General features: G+C 68.3%; 17 protein-coding genes and 1 tRNA gene. 13 read left to right on the forward strand and 5 right to left on the reverse strand.

Features of this window, described 5'->3' with window-relative positions; translation table 11 throughout:
* Position 1: 1 nt before the first annotated feature.
* Positions 2–823: a DUF3027 domain-containing protein gene (locus FB464_RS01980; protein ID WP_211327380.1), complete on the forward strand. Its 822-nt coding sequence runs from the start codon at positions 2–4 to the stop codon at positions 821–823.
* On the opposite strand, the gene serC is transcribed toward FB464_RS01980, so the two are convergent.
* Positions 820–1,950, reverse strand: coding sequence for a phosphoserine transaminase (gene serC, locus FB464_RS01985; RefSeq protein ID WP_116415347.1), 1,131 nt, complete (start codon positions 1,948–1,950; stop codon positions 820–822). The genes FB464_RS01980 and serC overlap by 4 nt on opposite strands.
* A gap of 89 nt (positions 1,951–2,039) precedes the next feature.
* On the opposite strand from serC, the gene FB464_RS01990 reads away from it, so the two are divergent.
* The 4 genes from FB464_RS01990 (at position 2,040) to FB464_RS02005 (ending at position 5,951) form a co-directional block, all read left to right on the forward strand.
* The gene (locus FB464_RS01990; protein WP_116415346.1) at positions 2,040–2,732 is read left to right on the forward strand and encodes an iron-dependent transcriptional repressor DtxR; all 693 of its coding nucleotides are present in this window, start codon (positions 2,040–2,042) and stop codon (positions 2,730–2,732) included.
* Positions 2,733–2,988: 256 nt separating this feature from the next.
* On the forward strand, positions 2,989–3,813 hold the full coding sequence (locus FB464_RS01995; protein ID WP_142206582.1) for a C40 family peptidase: 825 nt from the start codon (positions 2,989–2,991) through the stop codon (positions 3,811–3,813).
* An 8-nt stretch (positions 3,814–3,821) separates the two neighbouring features.
* A complete protein-coding gene (locus tag FB464_RS02000) occupies positions 3,822–5,099 on the forward strand; it encodes a hypothetical protein (RefSeq protein WP_142206583.1) in 1,278 nt (425 codons plus the stop codon).
* A gap of 351 nt (positions 5,100–5,450) precedes the next feature.
* Entirely contained in the window at positions 5,451–5,951 is a 501-nt protein-coding gene (locus FB464_RS02005; RefSeq protein WP_116415342.1) for an HNH endonuclease, read from the forward strand.
* Positions 5,952–6,029: 78 nt separating this feature from the next.
* On the opposite strand, the gene FB464_RS02010 is transcribed toward FB464_RS02005, so the two are convergent.
* Together FB464_RS02010 and FB464_RS02015 are read right to left on the reverse strand one after the other, a co-directional pair.
* On the reverse strand, positions 6,030–7,388 hold the full coding sequence (locus FB464_RS02010) for a C40 family peptidase (protein WP_116415341.1): 1,359 nt from the start codon (positions 7,386–7,388) through the stop codon (positions 6,030–6,032).
* Between the two features lie 199 nt (positions 7,389–7,587).
* Complete coding sequence (locus tag FB464_RS02015; protein WP_116415340.1) at positions 7,588–9,003, reverse strand: coiled-coil domain-containing protein; 1,416 nt, start codon at positions 9,001–9,003, stop codon at positions 7,588–7,590.
* A gap of 180 nt (positions 9,004–9,183) precedes the next feature.
* Between FB464_RS02015 and FB464_RS02020 the strand changes: the two genes are divergently transcribed.
* The 3 genes from FB464_RS02020 to FB464_RS02030 all read left to right on the forward strand — a co-directional run bounded on the left by FB464_RS02020 (position 9,184) and on the right by FB464_RS02030 (position 10,877).
* Positions 9,184–9,255: transfer RNA gene (locus FB464_RS02020), tRNA-Arg, on the forward strand.
* Between the two features lie 93 nt (positions 9,256–9,348).
* Positions 9,349–9,573 carry a helix-turn-helix domain-containing protein gene (locus FB464_RS02025; RefSeq protein ID WP_116415339.1) on the forward strand — a complete coding sequence of 75 codons (225 nt, stop codon included), beginning with the start codon at positions 9,349–9,351 and terminating at the stop codon, positions 9,571–9,573.
* Positions 9,574–9,671: 98 nt separating this feature from the next.
* A complete protein-coding gene (locus FB464_RS02030; RefSeq protein ID WP_116415338.1) occupies positions 9,672–10,877 on the forward strand; it encodes a Fic family protein in 1,206 nt (401 codons plus the stop codon).
* A gap of 22 nt (positions 10,878–10,899) precedes the next feature.
* Here FB464_RS02030 and FB464_RS02035 read toward each other — a convergent pair whose 3' ends face one another.
* A complete protein-coding gene (locus tag FB464_RS02035; protein WP_246092879.1) occupies positions 10,900–11,481 on the reverse strand; it encodes a nucleoside/nucleotide kinase family protein in 582 nt (193 codons plus the stop codon).
* A 47-nt stretch (positions 11,482–11,528) separates the two neighbouring features.
* On the opposite strand from FB464_RS02035, the gene FB464_RS02040 reads away from it, so the two are divergent.
* Both FB464_RS02040 and FB464_RS02045 read left to right on the forward strand, forming a co-directional pair.
* Positions 11,529–11,726: a hypothetical protein gene (locus tag FB464_RS02040; protein ID WP_142206584.1), complete on the forward strand. Its 198-nt coding sequence runs from the start codon at positions 11,529–11,531 to the stop codon at positions 11,724–11,726.
* A gap of 78 nt (positions 11,727–11,804) precedes the next feature.
* Positions 11,805–11,960 (forward strand): hypothetical protein, encoded by a 156-nt coding sequence (locus FB464_RS02045; RefSeq protein WP_142206585.1) that lies wholly within the window; start codon positions 11,805–11,807, stop codon positions 11,958–11,960.
* Positions 11,961–12,019: 59 nt separating this feature from the next.
* On the opposite strand, the gene FB464_RS02050 is transcribed toward FB464_RS02045, so the two are convergent.
* A complete protein-coding gene (locus tag FB464_RS02050) occupies positions 12,020–12,403 on the reverse strand; it encodes a DUF1304 domain-containing protein (protein WP_116415337.1) in 384 nt (127 codons plus the stop codon).
* A gap of 98 nt (positions 12,404–12,501) precedes the next feature.
* On the opposite strand from FB464_RS02050, the gene FB464_RS02055 reads away from it, so the two are divergent.
* The 3 genes from FB464_RS02055 (at position 12,502) to FB464_RS02065 (ending at position 15,256) form a co-directional block, all read left to right on the forward strand.
* A complete protein-coding gene (locus tag FB464_RS02055; protein ID WP_116415336.1) occupies positions 12,502–12,759 on the forward strand; it encodes a BatC protein in 258 nt (85 codons plus the stop codon).
* A gap of 96 nt (positions 12,760–12,855) precedes the next feature.
* Positions 12,856–14,094: a cupin domain-containing protein gene (locus FB464_RS02060; protein ID WP_116415335.1), complete on the forward strand. Its 1,239-nt coding sequence runs from the start codon at positions 12,856–12,858 to the stop codon at positions 14,092–14,094.
* Between the two features lie 28 nt (positions 14,095–14,122).
* Positions 14,123–15,256, forward strand: a complete 1,134-nt coding sequence (locus FB464_RS02065; protein ID WP_246092880.1) for a ferredoxin family protein — start codon at positions 14,123–14,125, stop codon at positions 15,254–15,256.
* Positions 15,257–15,589: the final 333 nt, after the last annotated feature.

The raw sequence follows: 15,589 nt of genomic DNA on the forward strand, positions 1-15,589 counted from the left end.
GTTGACGGAGAACGCGTTTCCAGAGGAACCGGGCGAGACGGACGCCGGGGCCGCTCCTGAGGCCGACCCCGTCCTGCTCGCTGCCGTCGACCAGGCGAGGTCGGCGCTGGCCGAGATCACTCCCGCCGACACGATCGGCGAGCTGATCGGGCACGCTGTCGAAGGTGAGCACGTGCTCAGCCTCTTCTTCGCCTCGAAGCTCGCGGGCTACCCCGACTGGCACTGGACGGCGACGCTGTCGAGGATCGACGGATCGGACGAGCCGTCGGTGCTCGAGGTCGAACTGCTCCCGGGCGAGACGTCTGTTCTCTCGCCGGCTTGGGTGCCGTGGGCCGACCGGCTCACGGCCGATGCGCTCATCGACGACTCCGAGAGCGAATTCGACGAGGACGACGAGGACGAAGACGGTTCGGGCGACGACTCGGCGGGAGACTGGTCCGACGAGGACTCTGACGACGAGGATTCTGACGGTGAAGACTCTGACGACGAGGACTCTGACGACGACTCCGACGGTGATGACTCAGACGGTGACTCGGATGACGACGATCCGGATGACGACGATCCCGACGACGACGATCCCTCAGCGATCGGCCTGCGCCGCGACCGCGACGGGATCGACATCGACACCATCGCGGAAGAGGGGCTCGAGGCGCAGGGCTTCGACGCGCACGCCGCTGCGACGCCGGTACCCGATCCGGAACCCCTGATCGAGGCCTCTGCCGCCGGTGTCGACCCTGACGCGGGGGCGGCCTTCGACGCCACCGACGACTTCACAGACGCCGGCGACATCGAAGACCTCGAAGGCCAGGAGCGCTCGGACTAGAAGGACCGCTCGGACTGGAGAGCGTCGACCACGAACTCGATGCAGCCGAGGAGGGAACGCACGTCGTCTGGCTCCACCGACGTGAACGTCGCGATCCGCAGCTGGTTGCGGCCGAGCTTGCGGTAGGGCTCCGTGTCGACGACACCGTTCTCGCGCAGGACCTTCGCAATGGCTGCGGCGTCGATGCTGTCGTCGAAGTCGATCGTCGCGACCACCTGCGAGCGGTGCTCCGGGTTCACGACGAACGGGGTGGCGTAGCTCGAGGCGTTCGCCCAGTCGTAGACGGCCGAGGTCGACTCCTTCGTGCGGTCGGAGGCCCAGCCGAGGCCGCCGTTGCCGTTGATCCACGACACCTGGTTGTCGAGCAACAGCAGGGTCGCCAGTGCGGGCGTGTTCAGTGTCTGGTTGAGGCGCGAATTGTCGATCGCGTTCTTCAGGCTGAGGAACTCCGGGATGTAGCGGTCGGAGGCCGCGATCTGCTCCACGCGTTCGATGGCGGCGGGGGAGAAGAGGGCGAACCAGATGCCGCCGTCGGAGGCGAAGTTCTTCTGCGGTGCGAAGTAGTAGACATCGGCCTCGGCGGCGTCGAAGTCGATACCGCCTGCGGCACTCGTCGCGTCGATCACGGTCAGCGCGCCGGCGTCGCCGTGCACGCGCGTGACCGGCGCCATCACGCCGGTGCTCGTCTCGTTGTGGGGCCACGCGTAGACGTCGACTCCTTCGACGATCTCGACCTCACCGCGCGACCCGGCAGGGGCTGCGACGATGTGCGGCTTCTGCAGCCAGGGCGCTCCGGCCGCGGCGGCGAACTTCGAGCTGAACTCGCCGAACGTGAGGTTCTCACTGCGGTTCAGGATGAGGCCGAACGCCGCAGCATCCCAGAACGCCGTCGAACCACCGTTGCCGAGCACCACTTCGTAGCCCTCGGGAATGCGGAAGAGATCGGCGAGCCCGGAGCGCACCGAACCCACGAGATCCTTCACCGGAGCCTGCCGGTGCGAGGTGCCGAGAATGGATGCTCCGCGAACCGAGAGGTCGGCGAGCTGCTCCGCCCTGATCTTCGACGGGCCGCTTCCGAAGCGACCGTCAGCGGGCAGAAGGGTACGGGGAATCTCTATCGAGGGCATGAACGGAAGTCTACTGAAGCGGGGTGCACCGCCCACATCGGTGCCCAGTAGTCTTGTACCCTACGTGCGCGAGAAGCAAGGAGCGGCCGTTGGCGGATTTGATCGACACCACTGAGATGTACCTCAGAACCATTCTCGAACTCGAAGAAGAGAACATCACCCCGCTGCGGGCGCGCATTTCTGAGCGCCTCGGGCACTCCGGCCCGACCGTCTCGCAGACCGTCGGCCGCATGGAACGCGACGGGTTGGTGGTGGTCTCCACCGATCGTCATCTCGAGCTGACCGGTCCCGGTCGCCGAAAGGCGATCCACGTGATGCGCAAGCACCGTCTCGCCGAGCGCCTGCTCAGCGATGTCATCGGGCTCGATTGGGAGTTCGTGCACGAGGAGGCATGCCGCTGGGAGCATGTGATGAGCGAACAGGTGGAGCGGCGCATCCTCGAGATGCTCGACCACCCGACGGAGTCTCCCTACGGCAACCCGATCCCGGGTCTCGAAGAGCTCGGCGACACGGAGGCGATCCCCTTCACCCGGGGCGTGGTCAACATCGTCACGCTGGTGCACGGTGCGGTGGGCCCGCAGACGAAGATCATCCGGCGCCTGGGCGAACCGGCACAGGTCGACCCCGAGCTGTTGCTGCAGCTGAAGCAGTCCGGTGTGGTTCCGGGCAACTCGGCGGCATTCTCGGCCGCCGGCTCCTACGTTCTGGTCGAGGTCGAGGGGTTCAGCCAGGGGCTCGAGCTGCCCAACGAGGTGGCGAGTCACATCTTCGTCGGCATCTGATTCGTTTCCCCGTCAGGTAGTTGGCAAGGGTCAATCTTCGTTACCAATTTGTTGCAATTGGGTGTTTCAAGGTGACAAAGCCGGGGGCCTCCCGTACCATCGAACAAGTCCACGGGGCTGAGAACCAGCCCCCGGCACGACGAAGACAACCAATCACAGACACAGACAAACCCGGCGCTCCGCGGTCCTCTCCCCCGAGGGCACGGCTGAGAGCCGGGGCTGCGACCTAGACCGCAGCGTGCCGGAGGAAAGAATCTTGCCCCTGTCGAGCGAATTGCCAGGCTCACCCGAGTCCAAGCCCAACCCGAAGAGCCTGACCCGCACCAGGGTCTCCCACGCAAAACCCCGCAAGTCCCTCAAGATCACGAAGCGCGGCATCGCCAGCACTGTGGTCATGACGGCAGCTGCCGGTCTGATCGCCACGATGGCGCTCCCGGCCTACGCCTTCAGCACCGCCGGCGCCTTCGACCCGAGCGCCTCCCTGAGTTCGGTCGAGACCGGCCAGCAGACCCTCGCGGTCGATGCTGCCGCCCTCGACTCGACGGTGAGCCGCGACGCCTACGTCGCTCCGAGCAAGGACGACGTCGCTGCCGAGAAGGCGAAGGTCGCAGCCGAGGCTGCCGCTGCCGCCGCGAAGGCAGCAGCGCTACAGGTCGCCACGGTGGCCAGCACGTCGGTGACGTCCAAGGCCAGCGCGTCGTCGAACAGCGGCATCGTCGTCAATCCGCCGTCGGGCCCCTACAGCGGTGAGGCCGTCGTCGACTTCGCCATGCAGTTCGTGGGCGTCGTCCCCTACGGTTCGGGCGCCAGCCCCGACACGAGCTTCGGATGCGACGGACTCACGCAGTACGTCTTCAAGCAGTTCGGCATCAATCTGCCCCGTACGGTGAGCAACCAGGCGGCCATGGGCACGCGGATCTCCGCGTCGGACGCACAGCCCGGCGACCTCATGATTTACTCGATCGGCCACGTCGGCATCTACGCCGGCAACGGCAAGATGATCGACTCGCCCGACTGGGGCCGTTTCGTCGAGTACCGCCCGGTCTGGGGCAGCTACTACTTCGTGCGGTTGGGTATCTAAGCCCCTCCATGACTGAAGTTCCATCAACGAGGCGAGCGCGCCGCGAGTACGAGCGGCTTCTCAGCGAACGTGCTGACGGCGGTCGGGCGACGGAGATCCCGCAGGGGATCGTCGAGCACCTGACGCGTGCGGCTGCGCCAGTACGGGCAGGTGCACCCGTCGTCGCGCCGGTGCCGGTCATCCCTCCACAGGTGATGGCGCACCTGGTGCCCGCGTCGATCAGCCCGGCGGCGGTCGTGCCCGTCGCGAGCACCCCCGCGGCAGCCGCGCCCACGGCGATCACTTCCACCGCAGTTGCGCCGTCGGAGATCGTGCTGGCGCCAGTCACACCCGCGGCCCATGCGGCAGCTGCCGCGCCTCCGCCCCGGGATGTCGCGCGGCCGCGCTCTGCGCCACGCACCCCCGCCACGGCCCCTGCGCTGCTTGGTCGGCCCGGCCGGTCGAAGCCCTCGAAGAAGCGCAGGGTCGCGAACATCGCCGTCATGACTGCCGCCTTCGGCCTGATCGCGACCATGGCGCTTCCCGCCTACGCGTTCTCCACGTCGGGCGCGTTCACCCCCGTCTCCGACTCGGCGCCCTTCGGTGCCGGGCAGCAGAGCATCCAGAGCAGCCTCGACCAGGCCGCGCTCTCGGTGACTCGCGACGACTACAAGGCACCCACCCAGGACGAGCTGAAGGCGCAGCAGCTGGCCGCAGCCGCCGCCGCACAGGCCGCCTCGCAGGCTGCGGCCCTGAAGCTCTCGTCGGGCAGCGCGATTGCGGCTGCGGCCTACCCTTCGACGGTCTCGCCCGCCGTGCAGGCGCTCGCCCAGCAGCTGATGGATGCCGTCGGCACCGGGCAGCTCGTCGGCTCCCGCCCCGACCACATCAAGGAGATCGGGTACCTCGCCGCGGGCCAGGTGGTCGACGGCTGCGGCGTCGACATCCGCGTGCTGCAGACCATCAAGGTCGCGATCGACAACTTCTCCAAGGTCGGGGTGAGCGACATCAACCGGCTCTGCACCGGGCAGATCGAGGGAGCCGGTACGGCTTCCCCGCATTATCGGGCAGGGGGCGGGCACGCTGTGGACTTCTACATCCTCAACGGCCACAGCCTCACCGGCGGCGATTCGGATTCGATGAAACTGCTCCGGCTGCTCGACCCGCTCGTGCCGCCGAACACGAATGTCGGCCAGAGCGGTTGCCGGTCATCCGGTTCCGGCTTCGTGAACCTGTCCGAGTTCAGCGACTCCTGTAGCCACCTGCACGTCGACTTCATCAGTGCCCGCGGCTCGACCCTGAGCTGACTCCGGGTGCGGCTCTCAACAGAGTGAGGCTGTGTGAACAGTCCGTTACAGGTTGCATCCCGCGTCGCCGAAGCCTAGGGATTCGGGCCGGAGTTTGTTAGCCTTCTCGCACTGATATTCCTCGATCCATCGGGAGAGTTCGTGAACCAGGCAGCCTGCATCCCCACCACGGGTGACGTGCTGCGCGGCGTGCGAATACTCCAGTGCGTACACATAGCCCGCGGTTCACTGCGTGGTAAGGCGTTGTCTTCATGACAACGCCTTTTTTTGTGCCCGCACGCCTGGCGGATGACAGGACCATCAGCACCGTGGAATCCCTGGTAGCCGACCAGGGGCCTCGAAAGGGAGAAAATGCGAACGCTGGTTTTGAACGCGGGCTATGAGCCGCTGGGTGTTGTGTCGTTCCGTCGAGCGCTCGTGCTCGTGATGAACGACAAGGCGAAGATCGTCGAGAGTGATGAGGATGCGCCGGTGTGGGCGTCATCCGGAGCGTATGAACGGCCGTCGGTCATCCTGCTGACGCGGTATGTGAAGGTTCCGAGCTCGCGCCAGGTTCCCGTCAGCCGGCGTGGGGTGCTGCGCCGCGACAACCAGCGCTGCGCCTACTGCGGAAAGTCGGCGACGACGATCGACCACATCCAGCCGCGCTCCCGGGGCGGGAAGGACACGTGGGAGAACCTCGTGGCCTGTTGCCTCCGCTGCAACAACCTCAAGAGCGACCGGACCCCGGCGGAGATGGGCTGGTCGCTCCGCGGTGGCCAGCCGCGCATGCCGCACCATGCGGGCTGGTTCGTCCGCGGGGTCGAACGTGCCGAGCCCGAATGGGAGGGCTACCTGCAGCCTGCCGCGTAGCCGGCGTGGGTTCCGGATGATCGGGTTCCGGATGATCGTGAGCCGGTCATCCGGAGCCCACAGCAGCGCCTGCCGCTACTAGACGATGCGGATGAAGATGTAGCTGCCCCAGAGCCCGGGGTTGTGCGTCACGTAGCGGCCCCAGTCGGGGGAGTGGATGACGCCGCCGTGGCCGTCGTAGATTCCGACGTGCGCGTTCGGCCAGACCACCAGGTCTCCGGCGCGGACCTGCGACGACGAGACGCGCACGCCCATCGCGGTCTGGGCGCTGACGAGTCGAGGCAGTTTGATGCCGAAGTGGCCGTACACCCACTGGGTGAGCCCGTCGCAGCCGAAGCTGTCGTTGGGGTTCGCGCCCCAGCCGTAGGGAACGACGCCGACGTACTGTTGGGCGTAGGCGACGACGGCATTACCGTCGAAGGGCTGGCCGGGGGAGTCGATTATCGGGGCGGGTGCGGGTGAACTGCTGCCGCCGCTGCCGCCGCTGCCACCGCTGGAACCACCGCTGGACGAGCCGCCGTTGCCTCCGCCCGACGAGCCACCGCCGGAGCTGCCCGACCCCGGGTTCGCTGCCGCTGCCGCCGCGGCTGCTGCAGCCGCCTGCGCGTCGGCCGCGGCCTGGGCGGCAGCGCGTGCCTGCTCCTCGGCGAGCTTCCGCTGTTGTTCGGCGACGACGCCGGCGTTGTACTGCTCTTCCGTCGTGATGGCGTTGCTGGTCAGGGCGGCGAGCTGCACCGTCATCTCGTCCTGGTGCGCCTCCTGCTCGAGCAGAGCGGCCTTCAGGCCCTGCTGCGCGTTCACCGCATCGGCGAGGGAGGCGGCTGCGGCGTCGGCGAGACTCGTGAGGGCCTTCTCGGCCTCATCGGCCTGAGCGCTCAGCGAGGTCGCGTTGTTCGCGTCCTGGGTAGCGGCTTCGAACACTTTCTTCGAGGTGTCGCCGAGCTTCGACATGGCGCCGAGCTGGTAGAGCAGGTTGTCGCTCTTCTCCCCGGAGACCAGCAGCTTCATCGACAGGTCTGTTCCGGCTGAGCGGGCGAACTGCGCGGTGAGCGCTGCGGCCTGCTTGCGGGAGGCCTCCGCCTTGGTTGTGGCTTCGGCGGCCTGGCTGCGGAGCTGCTGGGCCTTCAGTTGGCCGTCGGCCAGGGCGTTCTGCGCGGCCTCATTCGCGGCCCACGCCTTGTCGGCGACGGCCTGCGCTGCGGCGACCTGGCTCTGCAGCCCCGAGATGAGCCCCTGCAGGCGGCCGATCTCGGACTGCTTAGACGCTTCGTTCGCGCGAGCTGCGACGACATCGTTCCAGCTCGGGTAATTGTCGGCGTACACCGGCGAACCGCCGGTGATCGTCGCGGTCACGGCGAGGGCTGTGACGGCCAGTGAGACCACGAGGGTTCTCCACGGAGCGCGGCGGTGGGCAGCGCGGCGGGGGGATGACGACATGGATCCTCGAGTCTGTTTACGTTTGCCACAGTCGTCACTCCAGTCACACGAGTCACTGCTATAACACCAACAACAGCGTTAACAGTAGCAACACCCCGGCGTGTTGCCTACAGTTCGCTGGGATGTGATGCAGATTCCGGGCGCGTCGCAACAGCCCGGGCATCCATACCGGGTGTAGAGCCGTACGCTGAGGGCCGACTTAGAAGTCGTCGACGTGCAGGTGGTTGCAGGTGTCGTAGAAGTCCGAGAAGTTCTTGAGGCTCGGTTCTGTGCCCGCCGACGTGCGGCAGTTGCGCTGCCCGAGGCCCGATCCGTAGGGCATGATCGGGTCGAGCGCCTTGATCAGGTTGATCGACGCGTTGTTCGAGCCGTTCAGCCCCACACCGCCCACCGCGATGAAGTCGACCGCGTGCCCGCCGCCGTTCCGGTAGTGGGCGGATGCCGTCCCGGCGCCCTCGATCTGGCCTGTGCAGCGGCGACTGATGTCGCTCACCGCGGCGCTGCCGAAAGCGCGTACCGCCGTCACCATGGCCTGCAGGATCACCGTGTCGATACCGCAGTTCGGAACCGACTTGCCCGCCGCGATGTACGAGATCTCGAAGATGTGGTCGGGGTAGGAGCCGCGGAACTGTCCGCTGGCCACATAGTCCATCAGCTCCTGGGCGAGCGCCTGCTGGTCGCCCGACACCGGGCCCACGCTGACGCCGCTTCCGGCTGCCCGTGCGGCGGCCGCTGCTGCTGCGGCGGCACGGGCAGCGGCGGCGCGCGCCTCGACGCCCGCCTGGTACTGCGCCTCCGTCGTGGCTGTGTTGCTCTGCAGGGAGGCCAGCTGGGCGTACAGCTCCTCCTGGTGGGCGCTCTGCTCGTTCAGCGCGGCGATGAGGTCGCGTTGCGCGGCCGCGGCCTGCTCGAGCGCGGCCTGTGCTGCCGCGGCGAGGCCGGCCAGAGCATCCTTCGCCACCTGCGCCTGCGCGCTGACCGAGGCGGCGGTGTTCGCGTCCTGTTTGGCCTGGTCGTAGATGCCGGTGATGGTCTCGCTCAGCTTGCCCATCGAACTGAGCTGGGAGAGCAGGTCGCTGGCTTCGCTCGAATCACTGCCGAGCAGCAGGGACGTGATGTTCTGGCTGCCCGCCGACCGGGCGAACGTCGCCGCGATGAGGGCGGCCTGTCGACTGGAGGTGTCGGCTTTCGTCTGCCAGGTCGCGGCGCTCGCGGCCAGCGAATCGGCCTTGCTCTGGCCCGCGGCAAGCGCCGCCTGTGCGGCCTCGTCCTCGGCGCTCCGCTGCTCGACCAGTGCCTGAGCGGCGGCAGCCTTCTGCTGCAGGTCGCTGATGATCGCGTTGATGCGCTGCACCTCCGCCCCCTTCGCCGACTCGCTGCTGCGGGCGGCTTGCACGTCGTCCCACGTCGGGTAGTCGTCGGCGAACGCGGCGGTCGTCGGCCCGAGGATGGTGCCGGCGATCGCGAGAGCGGCGATCAGGATGCCCGTGGTGACCGTGCGTGTTCGGCGCTTCAGCGTGGTCGCGCCGCGCGCGCCCTTCGTGCTGACGCTCTGCGCGCGGCCTCGACGGCTCGCTACGGTGCCTCGCAGGGCGGGATGGGTCGGAGTGTTCATGGATCCTCGGGCGCTCGGGCACCCCCGTCGGGGCACGTCCACGGTCTTGTCTAACATCGCCGCCGCGCAGATGGATGCTGCGGCTGCGGTGATTCACCAACCCGAACGAATGCTGTGCATCCCCTTCGGCGCCGGGCGCTGCTCCCGCTCCGCGCCGGAGGCTGTAAACTCGTGCGGTCAGCCTCTGTAGCTCAATGGAAGAGCAAGTCCGTCCTAAGGATTAGGTTGGGGGTTCGAGTCCCTCCAGGGGCACCCTGCTTTTGTTCGGTGTGCTGACGGCGGCAGGCTTCTCTGTGTGCGTACGGCGACATCTGCTAATGTGTGCGTACGGCGACAGGGGCGACCATGCGGACAGTGCGAGAAGCGGCAGCGGTCGTTCGTGAACTGCGGGAGCAGGCCGGTTTGACGCAGCTCCAACTCGCGGAACGCGCTCGGGTTTCACGATCGTTCGTGGCCGACCTCGAAGGCGGCAAGCCCACTGTCGAGGCCGGAAAGCTCATGGATGTGTTCCAGGCACTGGGGTTCGAGATCTCGCTCCGCGCTGAGGATTCCGGCGAGGTGCGCTGGTGACGAAATTGTATGATCAGCGGCCGACGAATCTCTAGCATCCGCTGCTTTTGGCCGCCCTTACCGATGGTTATGCATATAACCATCGGTAAGATGTGAGAATGACGACGGATAACGAGCGCGAATGGCCGGCGGTCGGCTTCGAGTCCGTCGACTGGCAGGCGTCGAGTGAGCCGGGGGTGTCTCGGCGGGCTGCGCTGAAAGCCCGAGGGCCGTATGACGCCGCAATCCCGCCTCTCATCGCGGGCCTGCAGATTCCTGCGCTCGACTCTGAAACGGTGACGGGCGCTGAAGACGCGGTGATCGAGCTCGCTCGGTTCGACAGCGAGGTCGGAGCGATCGCCGCGCCTTTCTCGGCCATCCTTCTGAGGAGCGAGAGCGCCGCGAGTTCTGAAATCGAACATCTGACAGCGTCCGCGAAGAGCATCGCGCTGGCCGAGCTCGGCCGGAAGGCCGGGGGCAACTCTCGCCTCATCGTGGGCAACGTGCGTGCCATGGAGGCTGCGATCGAGATGGCCGAAGAGCTCGACGTCGCGACCATCATCAGCATGCAGTCGGCGCTTCTCCGAAACGACCAGCCCGAACACACGGGTGCGTGGCGCAATCAGGCTGTCTGGATCGGCGGAGGGTACGCGAACAGTCCGCACTCGGCGGCGTTCGTCCCGCCCCGGCACGAACGCCTGGCCGAACTGATGGATGATCTGGTTGAGTTCGCCCGGCGAACCGATCTGCCGGTGATTGCCCAGATCGCGATCGCCCATGCGCAGTTCGAAACCATCCATCCTTTCCCGGACGGCAATGGACGAACAGGTCGAGCGCTGATCCAAGCCATGTTGCACAGGCTGGGTGTGACGCGGCAGGTCACCGTGCCCGTCTCGGCTGGACTGCTGCGCGACACGTCCGCGTACTTCGCCTCGCTCACCGACTATCGCGCCGGAAATGTCGTCCCGATCATCCGCGCCGTGACTGATGCTTCTCTGGAGGCAGTGGTCAGTGGGCGGAAACTCGTCGTCGACCTCACAGCGATTCGCGCGCGCTGGGAGCGTGACGCCACACCACGAGCGGGAAGTGCGGGTCGACGGCTGCTCGACGTTCTCCAACGACAGCCTGTCATCGACGCGAATACGGTCGGCGCGGCTCTCGGTGTCAGCGAACGGAACGCGCAGAACGGCCTCGACCGGCTGGTCGGGGACGGCATCCTGCACCAGATCGGATCCGCGTCGCGGATGCGGGTCTACGAGGCGCGCGAGGTGCTGGCCGCCCTCGATGCCTTTGCGGCGCGGGCCAAGCGGGCGCGCGGGGCTTGAGCAAAGGGTGTATCCGACGGGCTCAGCGCCTCGGATCCGGATCGTCGTCCTCGGTGAAGACGACGTCGGCGAGGGCGCGCGGGTGCTCGCGCGCGATGAAGGCACGCTCCTGGGCAGCCCAGCGCTCCCAGTGCGGCGCGTAGGCCTCGCCGTCCCGCGCCAGGGCGCGCTGCTTGCGGGTTGCGTCATCGAGTTCGACCCAGACGCGGAGGGTCGCGAGGGCGGCGTTCTGGCGGCTGAGGCTCCCGATCCCCTCGACGATGAGCGGGAGGGCCGGGTCGATGGATGCCCATTCCGCACCGGTGTCGGTGACCCAGTCGTGGCGCTGCCACCGTGGGGCCGATGACGCCAGCAGGTGATCGTGCACGTGCGCCGAGGCGGCGTCGAGACCGTCCCACCCCGGGTAGATGTCGTCGAGCCGCACGAGGGTGACCGGCCCGGGCCAGCGTTCGGCGAGGGCGGTGGCCAGCTCCGACTTACCCGATCCGGATCGCCCGTCGATCAGCACCACCGGCGGGTGGGATCCCGGTGAGGCTGAGGGGAGGGCAGGCCCGAGACGACGGAGGAGTGCGTCTGCACGCTCTGCCGAACGCGAGAACATCATGTGTCGAGAGATTACCCGAATCGGCGATCTTCATGAATAATGGCCAAGTGCCATCGACGTCTCGCTCCTCCACCAGAAGATCCGGGTCCTCGGGACGTCGTCGCAAGCCTGACTTCTCCCGCCCGGAACTGACCACTCCGTGGCAGAAGTTCACCCGCAATGTGTTCGTGCGGGTGGCGGCCGCGGTTGTTCTCGTCGGGGGCACGGGCGCGCTGACCTGGGTCGCTGTCAACAACTCTCTCTGACCAGCCGCGAAAGATAGCGATTCCGCGCGAGTCCCGCAAGGCCGCCCGCGAAGACGCCCACCGGGCAATGATGGTCCCATGGGACTCTTCATCGGAATCATCGTCGTCGGTATCATCCTGCTCGTGCTGGGGGTCGCCGTCGAGGCGGCGAAGGTGCTGATCTACATCGGTATCGCCGTGCTGCTGATCGGTGTGATCGCGACGCTGATCCGCTACATCCGCAACCGGGCCTGAGGGTCGCGCGGGCCTGGCGCCTGCGGGTTCGTGAACCCCCGCGACATCCAGAGCCCGGCTCAGCCTGCGATGAGCAGGAAGACCAGGCCGAGGAGCGCCGGAGTGCCCTGGAGGGTGGCTGCGCGCAACCGCTCGCGGCCCGTGGACAGCAGCACCAGGGCAGCCAGCACGATCGAGGACATCGTGAACACGGCGAGCGTGAAGCCGACCACGTGGGCAGGCGTGTAGAGCAGCACCAGTCCGATTGCTGCACCGACGGCCAGGAACAGGTTGTAGAAGCCCTGGTTGTAGGCGAGCGGCGCCGTCGTGTCTGCATCTGCCTGGGAGGTGAGGCCGAACCGCTTCCAGATGACAGGTCGCCGCCACTGCAGGCTCTCCATCACGAAGATGTACACATGGAGCAGTGCCGTGATGCCGACGAAGACGGACGCGAGGATACTCATACGGCCAGTCTAGGCAAGCACTACGCGCTGTCGGAGGATCGGCGTAGGCTGAAGTCGCTTCCGGCAACGACCGCCGGACGGTACCGAGAGGACGACCTATGGCTATCGACGACGACGACATCACCACCGAACAGGGAGCGGGCGGAGAGGGTCCCGCGGATGGCGGCGCAAACCCGAATGGGCACGATGGCGGAGCCGATGGTTCTGCCGGCGCAGGAGAAGGTCCCGCCGACGGGGGAGCAAACCCCGACGGCCACGACGGCGGAGCCGATGGCTCGGCCGACGAAGGGGAAGGTACCGCCGATGGCGGAGCGAACCCCGGCGGCCACGATGGCGGAGCCGACGGCTCGGCGTAGTGCCTGATTTCGAGCGCGGGTCGGGCGACCGGCCCGCGCTTTCTCATGTTCAGCAGCCCGAAGCCGGGCAGGACCGCTGCCACGCAGGAGAGACCCATGGATGAACACCCCGCCCTGGCCCGTCTGGTCGGCGATGACGCCCCGCAGTTCGGCGAGGAGTACTGGGCGACGAAGCCGCTCCTGAACGAGGCCGATGCCGGTGGACACGCCCGGTTCGACGACCTCTTCACCGCCCGTGCCGTGGACGAGCTCGTCTCGGAGCGCGGTCTCCGCACCCCGTTCATGCGGATGGCGACGGAGGGTTCTGTGCTGTCACCGAAGACGTACACGGCACCCGGCGGTTTCGGCGCGGAGGTCGGCGACCAGGTGTCGAGCGAGAAGGTGCTGGCGGAGTTCGCCGCCGGTGCCACGATCGTGTTGCAGGGACTGCACCGCACCTGGCCGGCCCTGATCGACTTCACCCGGGCGCTCACCGACGACCTCGGGCATCCGGCGCAGGTGAACGCCTACATCACGCCAGCGTCCAACCGCGGGTTCGATCCGCACTACGACGTGCACGACGTCTTCGTGCTGCAGATCAGCGGTGAGAAGCACTGGCGCATCCACGAGCCGGTTCACGTCGCCCCGCTCCGCGACCAGCCGTGGAGCGACCATCGCGCTGCTGTGGCAGAACGGGCATCCGGCGCCGCCTACCTCGACAGCGTGCTGAAGCCCGGTGACGTGCTCTACCTGCCGCGCGGCTGGATCCACTCGGCGGAGGCGCTCGGCGGCACCTCCGTGCACCTCACGATCGGCGTTGCGGCCTACACGCGGGCCGATGTCGCCGAGACCCTGCTCTCGGTGATCGGAGAGACCGAGGCTCTGCGGCTCTCCCTGCCGCTCGGACTCGACTTCGGCGACGCCGACGCTGTGCGGCCCCTGGTCTCCGAGGTGCTGGGCGCCCTGCGGGCTGCGCTGGCGGTTCCGGATGATCGTGCCGCCGCCGCCCGGCAGGTCGACGCTGTGGCGTGTGCGCTGTCGCGGCGTCTGGCGGGCGACACCCGGCCCGAGCCCGTGGCGCCGCTCGCCACGGTGGATGCGCTGGCCTCCCTCGGCCCTGCGACCGAGGTGCGACTCCGCAGGTCGCTGCGCGCGCGGCTCGAACACGTCGGGGAGAACGTGCGGTTGGTCGCCGGCTCGAAGACGCTTTCGCTGCCCGCCGAAGCGGCACCTGCGCTGGAACGGGTACTTATGGGCGAACCGGTCGCGGTGGCCGATCTGCCGGGACTCGACGGGGACTCGGCAGTGGTGGTGGTGCGGCGGTTGCTCCGCGAGGGTGTCGTGGTGCCGGCGTGAGTCACCCGGGCGCCCGCGGCGCGCGGCAGTGACGGAGCCGGGCGGAGGGCTGCCGTTCCGACCGCGCGCGACGGAGTCCGTGCCTGCGGCGGCGCCGGCACCCGTGCGAGCGGCGCGGCTCGGCATGCTGCCCGTGCCGCTTCCGGCCACCCAGAGGCTCGGGGCGGGCATCCCCGACTGGTTGCCGTGCAGCGACCGGTCCCGCGGGCGGCAGGATCCGCTCTGGGCGACGGGCTCGCGCGGACTGCAGTGGTTCCTCGTCGAGATCGAGGGTTCGTGGGGAATGAACGCGTTCACGTCCTCAGCGCTCGGGCGGGAACTCGGGCAGCGGATCGTGTCCCGGGTCGAAGCGGCAGGCATGCGACCGTTGGCGATCCGGCGCACCGGGCGGCGCGATCCGGGGGCGAAGACCCGCTGGCGGTGGGCGTTCGTCGACTCGCGGCCCGGGTTCGAAGAGGTGCGGTGGGGTGAGGTGGATGCTCCGGGGGAGCTGCTCGAGGTTCCGCTCGACGGGTCGACGGGCATCCACTCTGCGGAGCCGGTCTACGCGGTGTGCACCCACGCCAAACACGACCAGTGCTGCGCGGTGCGGGGGAGGCCGGTCGTGGGTGCGCTCGCGGCAGAGTTCCCGCACGAGACCTGGGAGTGCTCGCACCTCGGCGGCGACCGGTTCGCGGGCACGATGGTGCTGTTCCCGGAGGGGCTCTACTACGGCCGGGTCGACGACGCGGACGCGGTCGCGGTGGTGCGCCTCGCGCGGGAGGGCCGGGTGGACGAGCGGTTCTTCCGCGGGCGCAGTTCGCTGACGCACCCGGTGCAGGCGGCGCAGCACTTCGCGCGGGAGCGTTTCGGGGTCGACCGGCTCGCGGCGTTCGCGCCGCTCGCCGAGCGCGAGGGCGGCGTGGATGGCGTCACGGTCGTGACGCTCGCGGCCGGCGCTGGCGCGGGCGCGGCTGGCGCGGCGGGCGTTGGCGCGGCGGGGGCTGGCGCGGCGGGAGGTGGCGCGGGCGCGGCTGGCGCGGCGGCGAGTGTCGGGGTCGCGGATGCCCGGATCGAGGTCGTCGTCGCGGAGACACTCTCGCAGCCGCTGCTCAGCACGTGTGGCACCACCCGCTTCGGTCGGGTGCGCGAGTTCACCCTAGTGTCCCTGACCCCGGCCTGACCGGTCGAAGGGCCCCAAACTGTGCGCTGCGCGTTGGTTTGGAGCAGTTTGCGTCCCTTCGAGGGGCCGGCGGCCCGCGAGAGGAGGGCGGGGCGGGTCAGGCGGCGTCGAGGAGGGCGAGGAGCCAGGAGGGGCCGAGCACGGTGGCCCCGAGGGCTTCGACGCGGGCAGTGAGGCCGCGGTCGGCGGTCACGACGAAGATGCGTGGGGCGGCATCCGACGCGCCGGTGGCCGCGCTTGCGCCGTTCGATCCGGAGCCGACGTCGGACGCACCGGCGTGGGCCGCCACCGCGTCGACGATCGCCTGGTCGCCGTCGTGTTCGGCGGGGAGCA

It is taken from the genome of Subtercola boreus (genome assembly GCF_006716115.1).
Lineage (GTDB): Bacteria > Actinomycetota > Actinomycetes > Actinomycetales > Microbacteriaceae > Subtercola > Subtercola boreus.